The sequence below is a fragment of the Saccharopolyspora shandongensis genome, from assembly GCF_900106995.1.
Classification (GTDB): domain Bacteria; phylum Actinomycetota; class Actinomycetes; order Mycobacteriales; family Pseudonocardiaceae; genus Saccharopolyspora; species Saccharopolyspora shandongensis.
In genome coordinates, this window is the sequence record NZ_FNOK01000037.1 from 67,991 (window position 1) to 85,807 (window position 17,817).

Consider the following 17,817-nt stretch of genomic DNA (forward strand, 5'->3'; position numbering starts at 1 on the left):
GGGTGTTGGACACCTGACACACTTGGATCTTGATGGTCCGGGTGGACTGGAGTCCTGCACAGATGGTCATGAAGCACTACCCGCCGGAGTTCAAAGCTGAAGCGGTCGCGCTCTACCGGTCTCGCCCTGGTGCGACGATCGCCGCGGTGGCCGCTGATCTCGGGGTCAACGCCGAGACGTTGCGGAGCTGGATCCGGATCGATGACCGACGAGGCGCCGGACCGCGTAACGAGACCACGGAAACCTCAGCGGCCGCACCGGCTTCCGGCACGCTGGAGAGCGAGAATGCCGCGCTGCGCAAGCGGGTCCGCGAGTTGGAAGAGGAACGCGAGATCCTGCGCAAGGCGGCCAAGTATTTCGCCGGGGAGACGCGCTGGTGAACCGCTTCCAGTTCGTCGCCGACCATCAGCGCCGTTACGGCGTGAAGCGGTTGTGCCAGGTCATCGGTGTCGCGCGGTCCAGCTTCTACCACTGGAAAGCCACCGCGGCGGACCGAGCAGCTCGTAGTGCTGCCGATGATCGTCTGGCGGCGCGCATCCGCGTGGTGCACCGGGAATCAGGCGGCACCTACGGCGTTCCGCGCATCACCGCCGAACTGCGGGAGGCTGGGCACCTGGTCAACCACAAGCGGGTCGCCCGGGTCATGCACGGGATCGGGCTTTCCGGGCTGCGGCTGCGTCGCCGGCACCGCACCACGATCGGCGACCCCGCGGCGGCCAAGGCCCCTGATCTGATCCGGCGGGACTTCACCGCCGAGGCGCCGAACACCCACTATGTCGGTGACATCACCTATCTGCCGATCGCTGACGGGACGTTCTGTTCTGCTACCTGGCGACCGTGATGGACCTGTGCTCGCGCCGGCTGGTCGGCTGGGCTATCGCCGATCACATGCGCACCGAGCTGGTCATCGACGCCCTGCGGGCCGCCGAACGCACCCGGGGCAGCCTGGCCGGCGCGATCTTTCACGCCGATCACGGGGCGCAGTACACCTCTCGGGCGTTCGCCGACGCTTGCCGGGAAGCTGGAGTGACCCAGTCCATGGGTGCGGTGGGAAGCTCTGCGGACAACGCCGCCGCCGAGAGCCTGAGCGCGGCCTTCAAGCGTGAGACCCTTCAGGGCGCCCGGTGGTGGGACAGTGAACGTGACGCGCGGCTGGCCGCGTTCGGCTGGCTTCACCGCTACAACACCCGTCGTCGTCATTCCTATCTCGGTCAGCGATCCCCGATTGCCTACGAGGACAGTCTGATCCCGTCATCGGCTACGCTGCCCGAAGCCGCATAACCCCGTGTCCAACATCCGGGGGCAAGGCCCAGGCTTGGGTAGTGCCTTGATATGGCGCCGCATGACGGTCTCGGAACCAAGGCCAGGCAGGGTAACCGCAAGCCGACGGAAACGACTGGTAGCGGTTCCGGAAGTAGCCATGCCCCGTCGAAGCCGTCGCTCAAGGCTGCCATATCTTGGCTGAAACGAACGGGTTGGCGAGTTCTTCATGCCCTGATCGCCGGGATCTCTGCGAGCGCGTCGCACAAGTTCCATCACTGGATGAACAAACTCGCCGACGCCATCGCAAACGCCTCGCCGGGCATCAAGGCTGCGTTGAAAGGAATTTCGGCGGCACTCAAGGGAAAGAACCCACTGTGGGGAGCCATCAAAGCGGCGGTCTTCGGATTGAGCTTCAAGACCAAGATCATCCTTGTCCTCGTTGTTGCCCTCGCACTGCTTCTGGGCCCGGTGCTGCTCGTAGTCCTCTTGCTAGCCCTGATCGTCGATGGGGTGGTCGCAGCGGTGCGGGCAGCGGGACGTTCGTGAACGACTGGCTGGTCGACGCCGGGGGGATCGAACCCTTGATGGAGCGTTTGTGCCGCGTCCCCGACGGTGTCGCGTTACTTTCAACTGCTCGGCCCGCGTCGGACCTGCGTGCCGGCGCCTCCGGAGCTGTCACGCAGGCCTTCTCGCCTTACGCCTTCGAATGCCTCGCGCGCCGCGCGCCCGACTTCTTTGACAGCCCAACCAATCCTCTCTCAGACGTCCTTGGCTGTGACTCCAGTGCGACGTCCCCAGTGCGATGTCCCTTGAGCTTGAGCGGGTCGAGGAGGCACCGACTTGAAGAGCTACTCGAGTATGGAAGGCCTGATCTCGTCGTCCTTAAGCGACAGTTCCGTGTCGAAGCGTCCTCGTCGGGTTCTTGCGATATTTCTCAGAGACATGCTCCTTGCACGACGCAACAGGCGGTCGGGAGCAGCCAGATCACGCGAGCGGACATGTCGAGTTGACCGCGTCCGCCGCCGTGCTGGGCGCAGGCGGGGTCGGCATGCCAAGATTCGCCGAAGGACACGATTGGGCGGGCCGCGCCACCTGCGTCCGTGAGACAGCGTGTGGTTGCGCATGTCGGTTCCGCCTTTGCGTCGGGTTTCCGGCGTTCAGGTGCGGGAAGCTAGTAGGGGGATCACGCCGCCTGCGATCACCGCTTCGACCTGTCGAGGGGATAGGCGGTGTCGTACTCGGAAGGTTCGGTTGCGGGTGGTGTTGCGTACGTCGAGTTCGTCGCCGGTCAATAGGGTCTCGCGCAGGCCGTCGAGGACGAGGGTGTCGTCGGTGCCGATGTCGGCGTAGTCGCTGGGCTCGGAGAACTCCAGTGGCACGATGCCGAAGTTGGCGAGGTTCTGCCAGTGGATTCGCGCGAAGGACTTCGCGATCACCACTTGGAGTCCGAGGTAGCGAGGTGTGATCGCGGCGTGCTCTCGCGAGGAGCCCTGCCCGTAGTTGTGCCCGCCGACCACGATGTGGCCCTCGGGATGGGAGCGGGTGCGGCGCGGGTAGTCGGTGTCGATCCGGGTGAAGGTGTACTCGGCCAGCGCGGGGATGTTGGAACGCAGCGGCAGGGCACTGGCGCCCGCCGGCGAGATTTCGTCGGTCGAGATGTTGTCACCGGCTTTGAGCAGGACCGGCGCCTCGAACCTGTCGGGCAGCGGTGGGAAGTCCGGCAGGGCGGAGATGTTGGTCCCTTTGACCAGTTCCACCGCGCGTGCCTGCTCTTCCGGAAGGGGTGGTACGAGCATGGCGGTGTTGACCGAGGCGTTTTCCGGGAGCGCGAGTTCGGGGTAGTCCTGGTCAAGGTCGCGCGGGTCGGTGATCACGCCGGTGAGCGCTGAGGCGGCCGCGGTCTCCGGAGAGCACAGCCACACCGAATCCCCGCGTGTGCCCGAGCGGCCGGGGAAGTTGCGCGGGAAGGTGCGCAGGGAGTTGCGCCCCACCGCGGGTGCCTGTCCCATGCCGATGCAACCCATGCAGCCGGACTGGTGGATTCGCGCCCCGGCCGCGATCAGGTCGAACGTGGCCCCCATGCGCGTCATGTCTTCGAGGATCTCCCGCGAGGTGGGGTTGATGTCGAAGCTGACCGCGTGGTCGGTCTGGCGGCCGCGGACCATCGCTGCGGCGATCGCGAAATCGCGGAGGCCGGGATTGGCCGAGGAGCCGATGACGACCTGGCTGATCTCGGTCCCGGCGACTTCCCGGACCGGTACGACGTTGTCCGGGGCGGAGGGGCGGGCGATCAGCGGTTCCAGCGTGGTCAGATCGATGTGCTCCTCGACGTCGTACGGCGCGTCGGCGTCGGCGGCCAGCGTCCGGAAGTCGTCCTCGCGGCTCTCGGCGCGCAGGAAGTCGCGGACTGCGGAGTCGGCGGGGAACACCGTGGTGGTCGCGCCCAGCTCGGCGCCCATGTTGGCGATGACGTGCCGGTCCATCGCCGTGAGCCCGCCCAACCCGGGGCCGTGGTATTCGATGATGCGGTTGACACCGCCGGAGACGCCGTGGCGGCGCAGCATCTCCAGAATCACGTCTTTGGCCGAGACCCACGGCGGGAGTTCTCCGGTCAGCCGCACGCCCCAGATCTCGGGCATCCGCACCCGCAGGGGGTGGCCGGCGATCGCCAGCGCCACTTCCAGGCCTCCGACGCCGATGGCGAGCATCCCCAGCGAGCCGGCCGCGCAGGTATGCGAGTCGGAGCCGACCATGGTCTTGCCGGGAAGACCGAAGCGCTGCATGTGGGTGGGGTGTGAGACGCCGTTGCCGGGCTTGGAGAACCACAGGCCGTAGCGCTGGCTAGCTGACCGGAGAAACTCGTGGTCCTCGGCGTTCTTCTCGTCAGTCTGGAGCAGGTTGTGGTCCACGTATTGCACGCTGATCTCGGTTCGGGCGCGCGTGATCCCGAGGGCTTCGATTTCCTGCATGACCAGCGTGCCCGTGGCGTCCTGGGTCAGGGTCTGATCGATGCTGATGGCCACCTCCATGCCGGGCGAGAGATCGCCGTCGACCAGGTGCGAGGCAATGAGCTTGTGGGCAAGGTTGCGAGCCATCGACATCTCCTTCCTGACATAGGCACACCACTTCAGACCTACCCAGTATGTCGATCTGTGAAACGATGCTCACGTTCCTGGGTCAGGTGCCCGACCGGGGGCGGCAGCTCGCGCGTTCGTTGTTTCTCTGCGGTCGCCCAAGGGCGTGCTAATCCGACGCTTGCCCTGGCGCTGCGGCTGGGGTGCGATGTACGTGGCACCCTTGGTGGATCCAGCGGTGGATCTTCGAGTCGAGCCTCGGGCTTGGAGGTGCTGAAGACGTGGGTGTAAGTCCGACAGCGTTGCGCACGGCGGGGGACAACGCTGCTGGTCAGACGGGCGGTGGCGGCAATGTCGTCGGAGGGGCTGTTGATGAGGAGCTTCTCTCGCACGCCGCCAGACTTGATGTGGCTCATTGGCTGCGGCATCGCCTGCCTATCTCGGCGGAGTCGCCTCGCCGTGAGTTGCGCGTGGGTTCTTCGTGAAACAGATCCGGTACCCCAACTATGCGTAACTTGACGAACCGCGGACTCGGCGTAGCGAATGTGGAAGCGGGATCTGATTGCTGTACGCCTTCACTTGCCATCTCCGTGGAGAGCACCTCGGATGTGACTTCAGCGCGGGCGTAGTCGGCGGGCCACTTCCACCTGCGGCGGTGGATCTTCGCGATGCTGGACCTCACCGGCAACTCGTGATGTTCAGATACCCGGATGGTGCCACCGTACGGTGAGCAGATCGCCGGCGGTGGGGTGGATGCCGGAGGGCGCAAGCACCAGGTCTCCCTCGTGCAGGACGGTCGCCGCTGCGGTGGCGCCTGTGAGGCGGTCTTGCACTAGCCTGCGCAGGCGTGCGCCGCACTGGCGGTAGAAGCGCAGCTGGGTGCGGCGGCCGAACAGCAACCAGCCCAGCCGGGTGATCGGGCCCAGGGCGGGCGAGCGTTGCGAGAAGCCGGTGATCACGAACTCGACCGCGCCGGACTCCAGGTCCTTGACGAGTTCGTAGCTCATTCTGCCGCGCTCGAGGTGGCCTTCGAGCGTCGCGTAAGCCCAGCCCCACACCTGCTGCGAGCCACCACGCGTCTCGTCGACCACATGGGTCACACGCACGCCCATGTAGAAGCGCAACCCGTGGAAGCGCCCTTCGAGGAGCATGTCCCGCCCCAGCAGGGGGTCACGGCCGTCGTAGACGGCACGGACGATCGCAGGCACCGAGAACTCGTAGTCCCGGACGAGTCGGCAGGCGATCTCCCAGGCGCCGCCGGGCTCCGGCGGGCCTGGTCGTTCGCGCGCGAGGTATTGGCGGTAGGTGTCGAAGTGCCATTCCGGCGGTTGGACTTGCTCAGCGGTGAAATTCACCTGGCGGTGCCGCAAGTTCCCCAGAGCTGAGACGTAGTCAACGCCGCGGAGCAGTCGAGCGCGCATCGCGACTTCGTTCGAGTTCGTGCAGTGAAGCACCAATCGACCACAGCGTTGGTGGCCACAAACCGGTGAACAGGGCTCGGCGCTCGGCGTTGCCGCGCTGTTCCTCGTCGACGGTCTTGGCCCTGACCCACAGGCCCAAGCACAGCAGAACCGACCCCAGCGACAGCACCTGCAGATGGGTGCTGCGCAGCCCGACCTGGTGCAGTGCCCGAACGACCACTGGTCCTCCCCGTGTCATCGCTGGCGTTTCGGGGCATGACACGAGCATGCCCGGCCCGGGCAATCCACGCGAAAGGAGTGCCGTTGTGGCGTCCAAGGGTTCTTTCGTCCGCCGCGCGCTCGCGGTGGCGCGTTTGCTGCTTGGCATGGCTTTGATCTCGTGGCGCTACCTGTGGCAGATCACGCCGCTGCACCGGAGCGAGGAGTGCGGAGATGAGTCGGACCTGCCCCCTGCGTTGCCCGATGACCTCATCGACGAGCGCTGCCAGCTGGTCGGTGATGGGACCGGCCAGCTGTTCCACCGCACCTTCAGCGTGCGGATCGAGGCCGGCGACCTCGACGCCCCCACGTTGATGGCGGTGGTCATGACTGATCTCAACCGAGCCTTCCCGCGCGAGGTCGCGACGGTGCAACGAACCCGAGGTAGGGAAGGTGGTCTGCGGGTCGGTGACGAGCTCGTGGTCCGGATGCCGGGGCCGTGGAACGCGCCGGTCCGGGTTGTGGCCTGCGAGGACGCTTCGTTTCGGATGGTGACGCTGCGGGGGCACCTCGAAGCCGGGCAGATCGAGTTCCGCGCCCGGCCGGAGGAAAAGGCGGTTCGATTCGAGATCGAAGCCTGGGCACGCCCCAGCACCCGGCTGGTGAATCTGCTCTACGCACGAGCGCGGCTGGCCAAGGAAATGCAACTCAACATGTGGGTGCGCTGCTGTCTGCGCGCCGCCGACCTCGCCCACGGCCGAGCACGCGGAGGCGTCCATATCCACACGCGCCGCACGACCACATGCGCCCGGGAACCGAGAGCGGGTCCGGATTCAACGTCGACATGCCCCTGAGCCAGGGCTGCATCACAAAAAGGGGCGGTTCAGCCGCACCAACCCTGGATCGCGGTGGCGAAACGGGCCGTGAGTCGTGTGGCAGCTATGGCCGCCCAGACGACTCACGGCCGGCTACCGGCAGATTTCCGGTCGCTCGTTGCCCGGTGCCCGCGACGTTGCGGGTTTACCTTGGCGGCACGGCGTCACGAACCTCCAGGACATTTCAGGGGTGTGGGAGACATGTCCGAGGGTGCATCGGAAGAACCCGGCGAGGACCGGTTCGAGGTCGAGCCGGAGGATAGCGACACCGACGAACAGCAGAGCTACGACGAACTCGAGCTAGGCGGCGAGGCGAACGAGCCGCCGGACGTTTTCCTGGACGTCCCTGTCCTGAAAGTGGACGAGATCAGCCTCGAGGTCGAGGATCTCCGCGCCCGGGTGTCCCTGCAAGCCGAGGTCCTGGACCTGCTCAAGCTCAATGTCGGGGTGGACGCGGCACTGGGGCGCGTAGCGCTCGAGATCAAGGGCGTCGAGGCGCAGGCGCTGTTGAAGGTTCGCCTCGACAACGTCGCCGCGATCCTGGACCGAGTGCTGAAGACGATCGACCGCAACCCGCAAATCCTCGAACACGTGACCCGGGGCGTGGAGTCGGCGGCCAAGGGTATCGGTGCGGGAGCTGGTGAGGCGGTCAAGCAGGTCGGGGGAGGTGCAGGTGAGGCGGTCAAGCAGGTCGGGCGCGGTGCGGGTGAGGCGGTCGAAGAGGTCGGGGGAGGTGCTGGTGAGGCGGTCAAGCAGGTCGGGCGCGGTGCGGGTGAGGCGGTCGAAGACGTCGGCGAGACCGTCGAAGAGGTGGGCGAAACCACCAGAGGCGCCGTCGAACAGGTCGGACGAACTGTGGACCAAGCGGTCGAAGATGTCGGGGAAGCCGTCGGTGACAAGGACACGAGCCGTCCCACCAAGGGCGGTCAACGCCCACGGGAGCGAGCAGGGGGAAAAGCCAGACGTGGCGCCCAGGCCGGCACACCCACCGAACGCTGGGCGTCAGGCGGGCCACGGCGGGAGCCTCCCAAGCGGCCCAGACCGACTGGACGGGATGTAAACCAGTGACCGTCGATGGAGCAGCGGAGGTGACGTTCACCAGCATGGTGTACGCGCGGGAGATGCGCTTTCACGAAGTGCCGGACACCCAGGTCGAATTCACAGGCCATCCCGGCGAGGAGTCGGCGTCCGGCAGCGAGCGCACCCACCTCCCAGACCCCGTTCTCGCGGGCGTCACATACCGCGAGGTTCACGTCGACTACCGGATCGTGTCCAGGCTGCGGACGGAGCCTGGTTGCGGCAGCGACGGCTCATCCTGAACGCCCCTGCCTTGTCGCGATGCGTGCGGTGACGGTGCGCGGCGGCCACGGTTAATCAGGGGCGATATCCGTTGCAGAACATGGGAAAGTCGACTGGGTACGCGCGGCAGCGACGATTCTCGCCGAAACCGCAGGAATATCCCGGTTCCGGCATGCCGATCCTTACGCCGGTCATCCCGCCGAAGGTGGGAACGAGATGATCAGTGGCGCTCGTGCGGCCGCAGCGCCGGTTCGTCGGGCTGAACGGCGTTCACCGGCGTCGTGGGCCGCTCGTCCGCGAAGGAGCCTGTGGAAGCTTCCAGATCGGCGCGGGTCGAGGCCAGCAGAGAGCGCCCCCTGGTCTCCGGGCCGAACCACACCGCGGGTAGTCCGATGACCAAACACGCCAGCACGGCGAACAGCGACACCGCCCAGGAGCGGCCGCCGGCCCACTCCACGAGTGTCAGGGCGATGATCGGCGTGAGCCCGCCGGCGATGGCTCCGCCGATCTCTCGGCTGAAAGTGAGCCCTGTCATCCGCACCCGGGCAGAGAACAGCTCCGCGAAGTAGGCGCCCTGCGGGCCGAACATCGCGGCGACGCCAAGGCCGAGCCCGATGACGAGCGCGACCGTCAGGCCGGATCGGCTGCGCGTCGTGTCGATGATCCAGAAGAACGGGAAGGCGTACAGCGCGCAGAAGACCGTGCCGAACAGCAGCACCGGGCGGCGGCCGAACCGGTCGGAAAGAGCCCCGAACAGCGGCATCGCCACCAGCGCTGCCAGCGCGGCGACCGTCACCGCGAACGGCCCGGCCGAGCCGTCCATGTGGAGGGTGTCGCTGACGTAGGACGTGATGAAAGTCAGGAAGAGGTACGCCATCACCGTCTGGGCGCTCTGCGTGCCGATCAGGACGAGCGCGCCGCGGCGCTCCTGAGCGAGCACCTCCCGCACCGGCGCCTTGGCCACCTCGTCCTTGCGGTCCACCTCGCGGAAGGCCGGTGACTCCTGCAGGCGCAGCCGGATGAACAGTGCCAGGACGATGACCAGGACGCTCGCGGCGAACGGAAGTCGCCAGCCCCAGGCCAGGAACTCATTCGGCGGAAGGCTCGCGACCGCACCCATGGCTGCGGACGCTAGCAGCAGCCCCAGGTACACGCCCGACGCCGGCCATGCCCCATGCAGACCGCGACGGCGTGGCCGGGCGAATTCCACGGACAGGACCGCGGAACCGCCGAACTCGGCCCCGGCGCCGAGCCCCTGGACGATGCGCAGCACCACCAGCATGACCGGTGACCAGATGCCGACCTGTTCGTAGGTGGGCAGGAAGGCCATCAGCACGGTCGTACCGCCCATCACCAGCAAGGTGACGACCAGCACGTGGCGCCGGCCGAGCCGGTCTCCGAGGCTGCCGAAGAGCGCGCCGCCCAGCGGCCGGACGAAGTAGCCGAGGGCCAGGGTCGAGAACGCGGCGAGCGTGCCGACGAATGCGTCGTGGGCAGGGAAGACGATCTTGTTGAAGACGAGTGCCGAGGCGACCGCGTACAGGTAGAAGTCGTACCACTCCAGCGCCGAACCGATGAGTGCAGCGGGTATGACGCGCTTCATCGACGTGTCCGGGACGGCGCTGGGCGCGTGTTGAGATGCTGCCATTTCCTGCTCCTTTGCGGAGAAGTGGAGAGCGGAGTGCGAACGGTCTCCCGGTCGATACCGGTAACGGGGGGGTGACGGGACTGAGCGGGCCGTCCGCTACGCGACCCGCAGATTCGCGATGGCGTCCTCGTCCCACTCGATGCCGAGGCCGGGAGCCTTTGGCGGTATGACGCAGCCGTTCTCGATGCGCAGCGGACTGCGGGTGATCGAGCCGAGCTGCGGGATGTGCTCGACGTACATGCCAGCCGGGACGGCGCAGGCCAGGCTGGCGTGCAGTTCCATCAGGAAGTGGGGCGCGACCTTGACGTTGAACGCCTCCGCGGCGTGCGCGACCTTCAGCCACGGCGTGATACCGCCGACCCGCGCCACGTCGACCTGGACGATGCCCGCGGCACCAGCAGCCAGGTACTCGGCGAAGTGCCCCACGCTGTAGATCGACTCGCCGACCGCGACGGGCACGGTGGTGGAGCGGGCCAACCGCAGGTGTCCGGCCACGTCCTCCGCGGGCAGCGGTTCCTCGAACCAGGCGATGTCGAGCGACTCGTAGGTGCGGGCGCGTCGGATGGCCTCGGCGCCGGTCATCGACTGGTTTGCGTCGACCATGATCTCCCAGTCGGGGCCGACCGCCTCCCGGACCGCTGCCAGCCGCTCGACGTCCTCCCCGGCGGTCGGCTTGCCCACCTTGAACTTGGCACCGCGCAGTCCGGAGGCGCGCGACTTCACGGCGTTGGCCACGAGTTCCTCGGTGGTCAGATGGAGCCAGCCGCCCTCGGTGTCGTACACCGGCAGCCGGTCGTGCGCACCCCCGGCCAGGCGCCACAGGGGCTCCTCGGCGCGCAGGCACCTGAGATCCCACAGCGCGGTGTCGACCGCGGCCAGGGCGAGCGAGGTGAGAGCGCCGAAAGCGGTGGCGCGCGTCGAGGCGAGCGACTTGGCCCAGATCGCTTCGATGTCGCGGGCGTCGGAGCCGATCAGGGTCGGCGCGAGGTGGTCGCGCAGCAGCGCCAGGACGGACGAACCGCCGGTGCCGATGGTGTACGAGTAGCCGGTGCCGCGCAGTCCGTCGTCGGTCTCCACCGTGACGAGGATTGTCTCCTGGCGTACGAAGGTCTGCGTGGCGTCGGTGCGCAGCGCCTCGGGCTCGATGTTGACGAGCCGGGTGTCGACCTTGGTGATGGTGGTCATCGAGCGGGCCTTTCGGAGGGTTGCGGCGTTCGATACGGAGGGCGTGCGGGCCGGGTCAGGTGGCCAGCAGGACGACGTCGAGGGTGCGGGGACTGTGGACGCTTTCGGTGCGGTCGAGTTCGATGTCGCTGGTGGCGGGGTAAATGCGCCTCCACCCCCAGCCGCTCCAGCAGCTGGACTGCCGCGATCCCTGTGCCGGGATACAGCGTGTCGTTCACGCACGTCACGAGCAGCGCGACCCGCATGCGTCACTCCTTGCCCTTGCTCTCGCGGTATCTCTGACCGCTTTCGCTGTCCTGTACTGCTGATCGGGGCCGGTACTGGGGTTGCTGTCCTGGTCAGGTGCCTGGCACCGAGGCGGGTTCGGCCTGTTGCCGCCAGGTGGTTTCGATGTCCTCCAAGGACCTGCCCGCCGTCTCCGGTACGCGGGTCAGCACGAAGGCCAGGCCGAGCGCGGACAGCAGCGCGTAGATGCCGAAGACCCAGAAGCCGATGGCGCCCAGCAGATCGGGGAAGGTCAGTGAGAAGAGGAAGTTGAAGAGGTATTGGGTGAAGGTGACCACGCCCATACCGAGGGCGCGGGCGCGCAGCGGCAGGATTTCCGGTACGTAGAGCCAGAACACCGGGCCGAGGCCGAAACCGAAGGCGAAGGTGAAGACGAAGACGCAGATGACGTCGAGCACCGACTGGTGGGGGAAGAGCGCCAGCAGGACCAGCGGCGGTACCTGGCTTCCCAGGCTCAGCGCGAGCAGCTTCACCCGGCCGAGCCGGTCGATCAGCGGAAGGGACAGCGCGGTGGACAGCACCAGGGCGCCGCCGACGCTGTAGTTGGCGATGATCCCGGTGTCGGGGGAATGGCCGGTGGCGTCGGCGAAGACCGTTGGTGCGTAGTAGACCACGGCGTTGATGCCGGTAAAGACCTGGAAGAAGGTGAGGGTCAGGCCGATGGCCATGGCGGGGCGGTAGCGGCGCAGCAACTCGCGAAGCCCGGCCTCCTGCCGGCTCAGGCTCCGCCGGATCTCGGCGGCCTCGGCGTCGGCCTCGGACGTCGAGATGCGCAACCGCTGCAGCACCTGGAGTGCCTCGGCGTCCCGGCCTCGCAGGGTCAGCCAACGCGGGCTCGCCGGGCTGAGCAGCATGCCGACCAGGAAGAGGGCCGCCGGCAGTGCACCCAGTCCGAGCATCCACTGCCACGAGCCGGAGCTGCGCAGGGCGTCACCGGTGCCGTAGGCGGCGAGAATGCCGATGTTGACGCTGAGCTGGTACAGAGCGCTGATCATGCCGCGGGTGCGCTTCGGGGCCAGCTCGGTCAGGTAGATCAAGCCGAACATGTTGGCCAGTCCCACGGCCAGGCCGAGGGCGAAGCGCGAGATGAGCAGGGTGGCGACGCTGACCGAGAAGGCGCAGCCCAGCGAGCCGACGATGAAGATGACGCCGGCGACGAGGAGTAGGTGCCGGCGGTCGTAGCGCTTGGCGGCCAGCGAACCGACCACGATCGACGGGAGCGCGCCCAGCAGGATCAGGCTCGTGACCAGTCCCTGCTGAGTCGGCGAGAGCCCGAATTGGTCGGTGGCGAAGGGCAGTGCTGTCGCGATCGCGCCGGAGTCGTACCCGTACAGCAGGCCGGCCATGCCGCCAAGCACGGCGACTGCCTTGACGAAACGCGGCATGGGTGCCGCGGCGGAGGCGGGGGTGTCGTCCTGCTGCGGGCCCGGACCTGGGCCCTGCTTCGGGCCCGGCGAGTGCCGCCCCGTGTCGACGGACCGCGAAGAGTCGACCATCTGTCCTCCCGAGACCCAATTTTTTCCTATAGGAAATATGCTCCGGGGAGACTACGCATGAGGCCTGCGGTGTAGTCAAGGGTTCTGATACACCAGGTTTCGCCGTCTTGCGGCGCCCAGTCGAGGTAGGGGGTTCGCAAAGCCACGCGTTTTCCTATAGGATTTTCGGAGCGATAGCGCGAGCTCAAGGGGTGTCCGTATGCAACTCATGCGACTAGGGGAAACGGGCCGGGAACGCCCGGCCGTTCGCGACGACACGGGGGCGATCCGCGATCTGACGCCCGTCACCCGCGACATCGACGGCGCCTTCCTCGCAGACGGCGGGATCAGCCGGGTCCGGCGCGCACTGGAGGCGGGCACCCTCCCGCTGCTCCCCGATGCTGACCGGCTACGGGTTGGAGCTCCGGTCGCCCGCCCGACGGCCGTCGTGTGCATCGGACAGAACTACGCGGCTCATGCCGCGGAGTCCGGCAGCGAGCCCCCGACCGCCCCGATCCTCTTCTTCAAACACCCCAACACGATCGTCGGCCCTTACGACGATGTACTGCTGCCCCCGGGCGCGGAGAAGGTGGACTGGGAAGTCGAGCTCGCCGTCGTCATCGGGCGGCCTGCTCGATACCTATCGTCGGCAGCCGAGGCCGCGGCTTGTATCGCCGGCTACGCCATCTCGCACGACGTTTCCGAACGCACCTACCAACTGGCCGAGTCCGGCGGGCAGTGGTCCAAGGGCAAGTCCTGCGAGACGTTCAACCCACTCGGGCCCTGGCTCGTACCCGCCAACGAACTACCCTGCGGCCCGCAGGACCTGACGCTGCGCAGCCGGGTCAACGGTGAGCCACGCCAGAACTCCTCGACCGCCGACATGATCTTCGGTGTCCAGGAACTCGTCTGGCACCTCAGCCACTATCTGACCCTGGACCCCGGTGACGTCATCAACACCGGCACGCCCCAAGGCGTCGCGCTCTCCGGGCGGTTTCCCTATCTGAAGGCCGGCGACATCGTCGAGCTGGAGATCGACCGGCTCGGCCACCAGCGTCAGACACTGCGGGACGCGCGCGTCGGCTGAAACCGGCCGAGCCCGCGGCCACCGGAGGGAGCCCGGCATGCAACGCATCACCCAGGTCATCAAAGTACGACCCGAGAAGCTCGCCGAATACCGGGAACTGCACCGCAACGTCCCACGGCCGGTGCTCGACCGATTGCGGCGCAGCAACATCGCCAACTACTCGATCCATCTGCTCGGCGACCGGCTCTTCAGCTACTTCGAGTACCACGGCGATGACCTGCCGGCGGATCTCGCCGCGGTCGCCGCGGACGAGGCCACGCAGGAGTGGTGGAAACTCACCGACCCCTGTCAGGAGCCGGTCGAGGAAGCCGCGCCGGGGGAGTGGTGGACCGGCATGCAACAGCTCTTCCTCATGGAATAGGCACACCAGCCATGGCCGGCACCGGCGCACCCACCGGTTTCACGGCACGCACAACGCGCCGACGCTACCCCATGACGAACGGACGAAGGACAGCGAGCATTCATGGCAGAACAGACGGAACAAATCGCACCCGACGCCGAGTTCGGTGGGCTAGTGGCCGCGGTGACCGGCGGTGCCTCCGGCATCGGATTCGCCATCGCGACCGACCTCGCCCGCCGCGGCGCCGAGGTCTGCGTCCTCGACCTCACGACCGACAACGTGCCCGACGGGCAGCACGGACAGGTCTGCGATGTCAGCGACACGGCCTCCGTGCAGGCGGCGCTGGCCGCTGTCGGCGAGCGCTTCCAACGCCTCGACATCCTGGTCAACAACGCGGGCATCGGCGCTCAAGGCACGGTCGAGGACAACGACGAGTCGCAGTGGCGGCATGTCCTCGACGTCAACGTGATCGGTATCGCCCGGGTCAGCGCCGCCGCCCTCCCGTGGCTGCGGCGCGGTGCGGCAGCTCGGCCTGGCAGCACCGCCATCGTCAACACCTGTTCCATCGCGGCAACCGCCGGTCTGCCGCAGCGCGCCCTCTACAGCGCCAGCAAGGGCGCCGTGCTCGCACTCACCCGAGCCATGGCCGCCGACCACGTACGCGAGGGCGTGCGCGTCAACTGCGTCAACCCGGGCACCGTGGACACCCCCTGGGTCGGCCGTCTCCTCGACGCCGCCGCCGACCCGGCCGCCGAACGGGCCGCCCTCCAAGCCCGCCAGCCCACCGGCCGACTCGTCTCCGCGCAGGAGGTCGCCGCCGCCGTCTGCTACCTCGCGAGCCCCTTCGCCGGGGCGACCACCGGCACCGCCCTCGCCGTCGACGGCGGCATGCAGGGCCTGCGGCTGCGCCCGGCTGAGCCGGTGAACGCACCATGAGCGCGGACGGCAGGCTCCCCACGCGGTTCCTTGGCCGCGCCCGGCTTCCCGTCACCAGTCTGGGCTTCGGTGCGGCGTCGCTCGGCGGCCTCTACGCACCACTCGGTGACGATGAAGCGCACGCCACGCTCGAGGCCGCTTGGGAAGCGGGCATCCGCTACTTCGACACTGCTCCGCACTACGGCGTCGGCCTGTCGGAGGAGCGGCTCGGCCGCTTTCTCGCCGACAAACCGCGTGGCTCGTACGTGGTGTCGACCAAAGTCGGCCGACTGCTCGTCCCGCACGACGGGCCGGCAGCGGACGTCCAGGGCATCGCCGGGTTCTACGGCACTCCCAACCGCGTGCGGGTGACCGACCACAGCGGCGAAGGCGCGCTGCGCTCTCTCGACGAGAGCCTGCGGCGGCTCGGTCTCGATCACGTCGACATCGTCTTCCTGCACGACCCCGAAGACCACGTCGAACAGGCCCTGGGCGAGGCGTATCCGGTGCTGGAACGACTGCGCGCGGAAGGCGTGGTCGGTTCTGTCGGCGTCGGCACCAACCACACCGCCGTTCCGGCCCGTTTCGTCCGGGAGACCGACGTCGACTGCTTGCTGATCGCCGGTCGATACACCTTGCTGGATGCCGGGGCCGCCCGCGAGCTGTTCCCGCTCTGCCAGCAGCGGGGCGTCGACATCGTCGGCGCCGGGGTGTTCAACAGCGGTCTGCTGGCCGCCCCCGGGCCCGGCGCCCCTTTCGACTACTCCGCCGCCCCCGAACACCTGCTGCGCAGAGCACAGCGGATCGCGGCGGTCTGCACCCGTCACGACGTCACCCTGGCCGCTGCGGCACTGGCGTTCCCCGGCCGTCATCCGGTGGTGCGCACGGTACTGGCCGGTATGCGCACCCCGGACGAGGTGCGGCAGAACATCGCGGCGGTCAGAGCACCCGTTCCCGAGGAATTGTGGGCCGACCTGGCGGCGAAGGGGCTGTTACCCGAGGGCTCCGCCGTGCCGGAGGTGACCTCGTGACGGGGCGGCCAGCGGACGGGCGCGACGACGGCGGTTGTCCGGACACCACCCGCGCCGACAGCCGGGTCGACGCGCACCACCATGTGTGGGATCTGTCGGTGCGAGACCAGCCGTGGATCACCGGAGAAGCCCTGCGGCCGCTTCGCCGCGACTTCCTCCTCGCGGAGCTGGAGCCGCAGGCCCGCGCCGCCGGGGTACACCACACCGTTGTCGTGCAGACCGTGCCGGACGAGCGGGAGACCGCCGAACTTCTGCGCCTGGCGGCCGGCCCCGGGCCGGTCGCGGCGGTCGTCGGCTGGGCCGATCTCACCGACCCCGCCATCGCGGACCGTCTGGCTGCACTGCGGGAGCTGCCCGGTGGGCGGCGTCTGGCGGGCATCCGACACCAGGCGCAGGACGAGCCCGACCCGCGCTGGCTGTGCCGCCCCGACGTACGCCGGGGTCTGCGCGCGGTTGCCGAGGCCGGACTCGTCTACGAACTGCTCGTCACCCCGACGCAGTTGCCGGCCGCCGTGCAGACCGCGGCCGCGCTGCCCGGCTGCCGGTTCGTGCTAGACCACCTTGGCAAACCGCCGGTGGCCTCCGGTGCGTTGCGGCCCTGGGCCGACGACCTCGCCCGGCTCGCCGCGCTGCCGCACGTCGAGTGCAAGCTCTCCGGCCTGGTGACCGAAGCCGACTGGCAGCACTGGACCGTCGAGGGAATGCGGCCGTACGCCGAGCACGCCCTTCGGCTTTTCGGTCCCGACCGCATCCTCTTCGGTTCCGACTGGCCGGTGTGCACTCTGGCGGCAGAGTACGCAGCCGTCGTTGGTGTCGCGGAACAGCTCAGCGCCACGCTCTCGCAAACGGAGCGGGCTGCCGTCTTCGCGGGGAACGCACGCCGCGTCTACGGCCTGGAACGCCAGGTGCTATCCCGTCAGAGACTCTCCGATCAATAAACTGTCCGCGTCCGTACGCCGCACATTCCACCAGCCGAGGAGGTCGGATGTTGTCGGAAGACCTCCCCGGTCCCCGGCACCGGGTAGAACCAGCGGACCGCTCGGCTCGCCAGACGTCGCCGCAGCGGCAGGCCCTCGCCGACCGCGTCTACGAATCCATCAAGGCCATGGTCATGGACCACGAGATCGCACCCGGAGCCCGGGTCGGAATCGAGGCCCTCTCCCGTGACCTCCAGGTGTCACCCACCCCGGTACGTGAGGCTTTGGCCCGGCTGGAATCCGACGGCCTGGTCGTGAAGCGTTCACAGGCCGGGTACCGAGCCACCGAGCTGCTCACCCCGCAGGACCTGGAAGAGCTCTTCGAGATGCGGCTGCTGCTGGAGCCGAAGGCGGCGGCCCTCGCCGCCAGCAACGCCAGCGAGGAACAGCTCGACCAGCTCGAACAGATCGTCGAGGACATGCGGTTCCGGCCAGGCTCCGGCAGCCGGTACGCCGAGTACCGCGAGTTCGCGGTACTCGATCAGCGCTTCCACAACACTCTCGCGGAGGCCGCAGGACGCCCCCTGCTCGCGGACGCTGTGGAACGCCTCCACTCCCACCTCCACATTTTCCGGCTCAGCAGCATCCCGGGCGCGGGCGAACAGACTCTGGCGGAGCACGAACGAATCGTCCGAGCCGTACTGCGCCGCATCCCCGACCGCACCGCCGAGGCGATGACAGAACATCTGGAACGCAGCCTCGAACGGCAACGCAGCCGCCAGGAGCCGCCAAGTTTTGGATGAG

16 protein-coding genes and 1 pseudogene are annotated in these 17,817 nt (G+C 68.0%); 11 read left to right on the forward strand and 6 right to left on the reverse strand.

The annotated features are described in order from the left end of the window. Positions 1–62: 62 nt before the first annotated feature. Together BLW84_RS30560 and BLW84_RS30565 are read left to right on the forward strand one after the other, a co-directional pair. Positions 63–1,281, forward strand: a pseudogene (locus BLW84_RS30560) (IS3 family transposase). A gap of 261 nt (positions 1,282–1,542) precedes the next feature. After that, complete coding sequence (locus tag BLW84_RS30565; protein WP_218157538.1) at positions 1,543–1,809, forward strand: hypothetical protein; 267 nt, start codon at positions 1,543–1,545, stop codon at positions 1,807–1,809. 611 nt (positions 1,810–2,420) lie between these two features. Here BLW84_RS30565 and BLW84_RS30570 read toward each other — a convergent pair. The 3 genes from BLW84_RS30570 to BLW84_RS30580 form a co-directional block, all read right to left on the reverse strand. Further along, complete coding sequence (locus BLW84_RS30570) at positions 2,421–4,358, reverse strand: aconitate hydratase (RefSeq protein ID WP_093272353.1); 1,938 nt, start codon at positions 4,356–4,358, stop codon at positions 2,421–2,423. A gap of 677 nt (positions 4,359–5,035) precedes the next feature. Next, positions 5,036–5,758, reverse strand: coding sequence for a DUF1990 family protein (locus BLW84_RS30575; RefSeq protein ID WP_093272283.1), 723 nt, complete (start codon positions 5,756–5,758; stop codon positions 5,036–5,038). After that, positions 5,730–5,978, reverse strand: a complete 249-nt coding sequence (locus BLW84_RS30580; protein WP_093272286.1) for a hypothetical protein — start codon at positions 5,976–5,978, stop codon at positions 5,730–5,732. The genes BLW84_RS30575 and BLW84_RS30580 overlap by 29 nt, the downstream gene beginning before the upstream one ends. Before the next feature lie 145 nt (positions 5,979–6,123). On the opposite strand from BLW84_RS30580, the gene BLW84_RS30585 reads away from it, so the two are divergent. From BLW84_RS30585 to BLW84_RS30595, 3 genes are all read left to right on the forward strand, one after another. Continuing rightward, complete coding sequence (locus tag BLW84_RS30585; RefSeq protein WP_245761499.1) at positions 6,124–6,810, forward strand: DUF1990 family protein; 687 nt, start codon at positions 6,124–6,126, stop codon at positions 6,808–6,810. Between the two features lie 87 nt (positions 6,811–6,897). After that, positions 6,898–7,899, forward strand: a complete 1,002-nt coding sequence (locus BLW84_RS30590; RefSeq protein WP_218157539.1) for a hypothetical protein — start codon at positions 6,898–6,900, stop codon at positions 7,897–7,899. A gap of 20 nt (positions 7,900–7,919) precedes the next feature. Beyond that, positions 7,920–8,150, forward strand: coding sequence for a hypothetical protein (locus BLW84_RS30595; RefSeq protein WP_245761500.1), 231 nt, complete (start codon positions 7,920–7,922; stop codon positions 8,148–8,150). A gap of 200 nt (positions 8,151–8,350) precedes the next feature. On the opposite strand, the gene BLW84_RS30600 is transcribed toward BLW84_RS30595, so the two are convergent. The 3 genes from BLW84_RS30600 to BLW84_RS30615 form a co-directional block, all read right to left on the reverse strand. After that, on the reverse strand, positions 8,351–9,778 hold the full coding sequence (locus BLW84_RS30600; protein ID WP_093272291.1) for an MFS transporter: 1,428 nt from the start codon (positions 9,776–9,778) through the stop codon (positions 8,351–8,353). Positions 9,779–9,874: 96 nt separating this feature from the next. Continuing rightward, on the reverse strand, positions 9,875–10,963 hold the full coding sequence (locus BLW84_RS30605; protein WP_093272294.1) for a mandelate racemase/muconate lactonizing enzyme family protein: 1,089 nt from the start codon (positions 10,961–10,963) through the stop codon (positions 9,875–9,877). A 338-nt stretch (positions 10,964–11,301) separates the two neighbouring features. Continuing rightward, a complete protein-coding gene (locus BLW84_RS30615) occupies positions 11,302–12,744 on the reverse strand; it encodes a sugar porter family MFS transporter (protein ID WP_245761501.1) in 1,443 nt (480 codons plus the stop codon). 199 nt (positions 12,745–12,943) lie between these two features. Between BLW84_RS30615 and BLW84_RS30620 the strand changes: the two genes are divergently transcribed. The 6 genes from BLW84_RS30620 (at position 12,944) to BLW84_RS30645 (ending at position 17,816) form a co-directional block, all read left to right on the forward strand. Further along, complete coding sequence (locus BLW84_RS30620) at positions 12,944–13,810, forward strand: fumarylacetoacetate hydrolase family protein (RefSeq protein WP_093272299.1); 867 nt, start codon at positions 12,944–12,946, stop codon at positions 13,808–13,810. Positions 13,811–13,847: 37 nt separating this feature from the next. Further along, the gene (locus BLW84_RS30625; protein WP_093272302.1) at positions 13,848–14,171 is read left to right on the forward strand and encodes an L-rhamnose mutarotase; all 324 of its coding nucleotides are present in this window, start codon (positions 13,848–13,850) and stop codon (positions 14,169–14,171) included. 102 nt (positions 14,172–14,273) lie between these two features. Beyond that, a complete protein-coding gene (locus BLW84_RS30630; RefSeq protein ID WP_093272305.1) occupies positions 14,274–15,086 on the forward strand; it encodes an SDR family NAD(P)-dependent oxidoreductase in 813 nt (270 codons plus the stop codon). After that, complete coding sequence (locus tag BLW84_RS30635; protein WP_093272307.1) at positions 15,083–16,096, forward strand: aldo/keto reductase; 1,014 nt, start codon at positions 15,083–15,085, stop codon at positions 16,094–16,096. The genes BLW84_RS30630 and BLW84_RS30635 overlap by 4 nt, the downstream gene beginning before the upstream one ends. Beyond that, entirely contained in the window at positions 16,093–17,034 is a 942-nt protein-coding gene (locus BLW84_RS30640) for an amidohydrolase family protein (RefSeq protein WP_093272310.1), read from the forward strand. The genes BLW84_RS30635 and BLW84_RS30640 overlap by 4 nt, the downstream gene beginning before the upstream one ends. 47 nt (positions 17,035–17,081) lie before the next feature. Continuing rightward, on the forward strand, positions 17,082–17,816 hold the full coding sequence (locus BLW84_RS30645; protein WP_093272312.1) for a GntR family transcriptional regulator: 735 nt from the start codon (positions 17,082–17,084) through the stop codon (positions 17,814–17,816). Position 17,817: the final 1 nt, after the last annotated feature.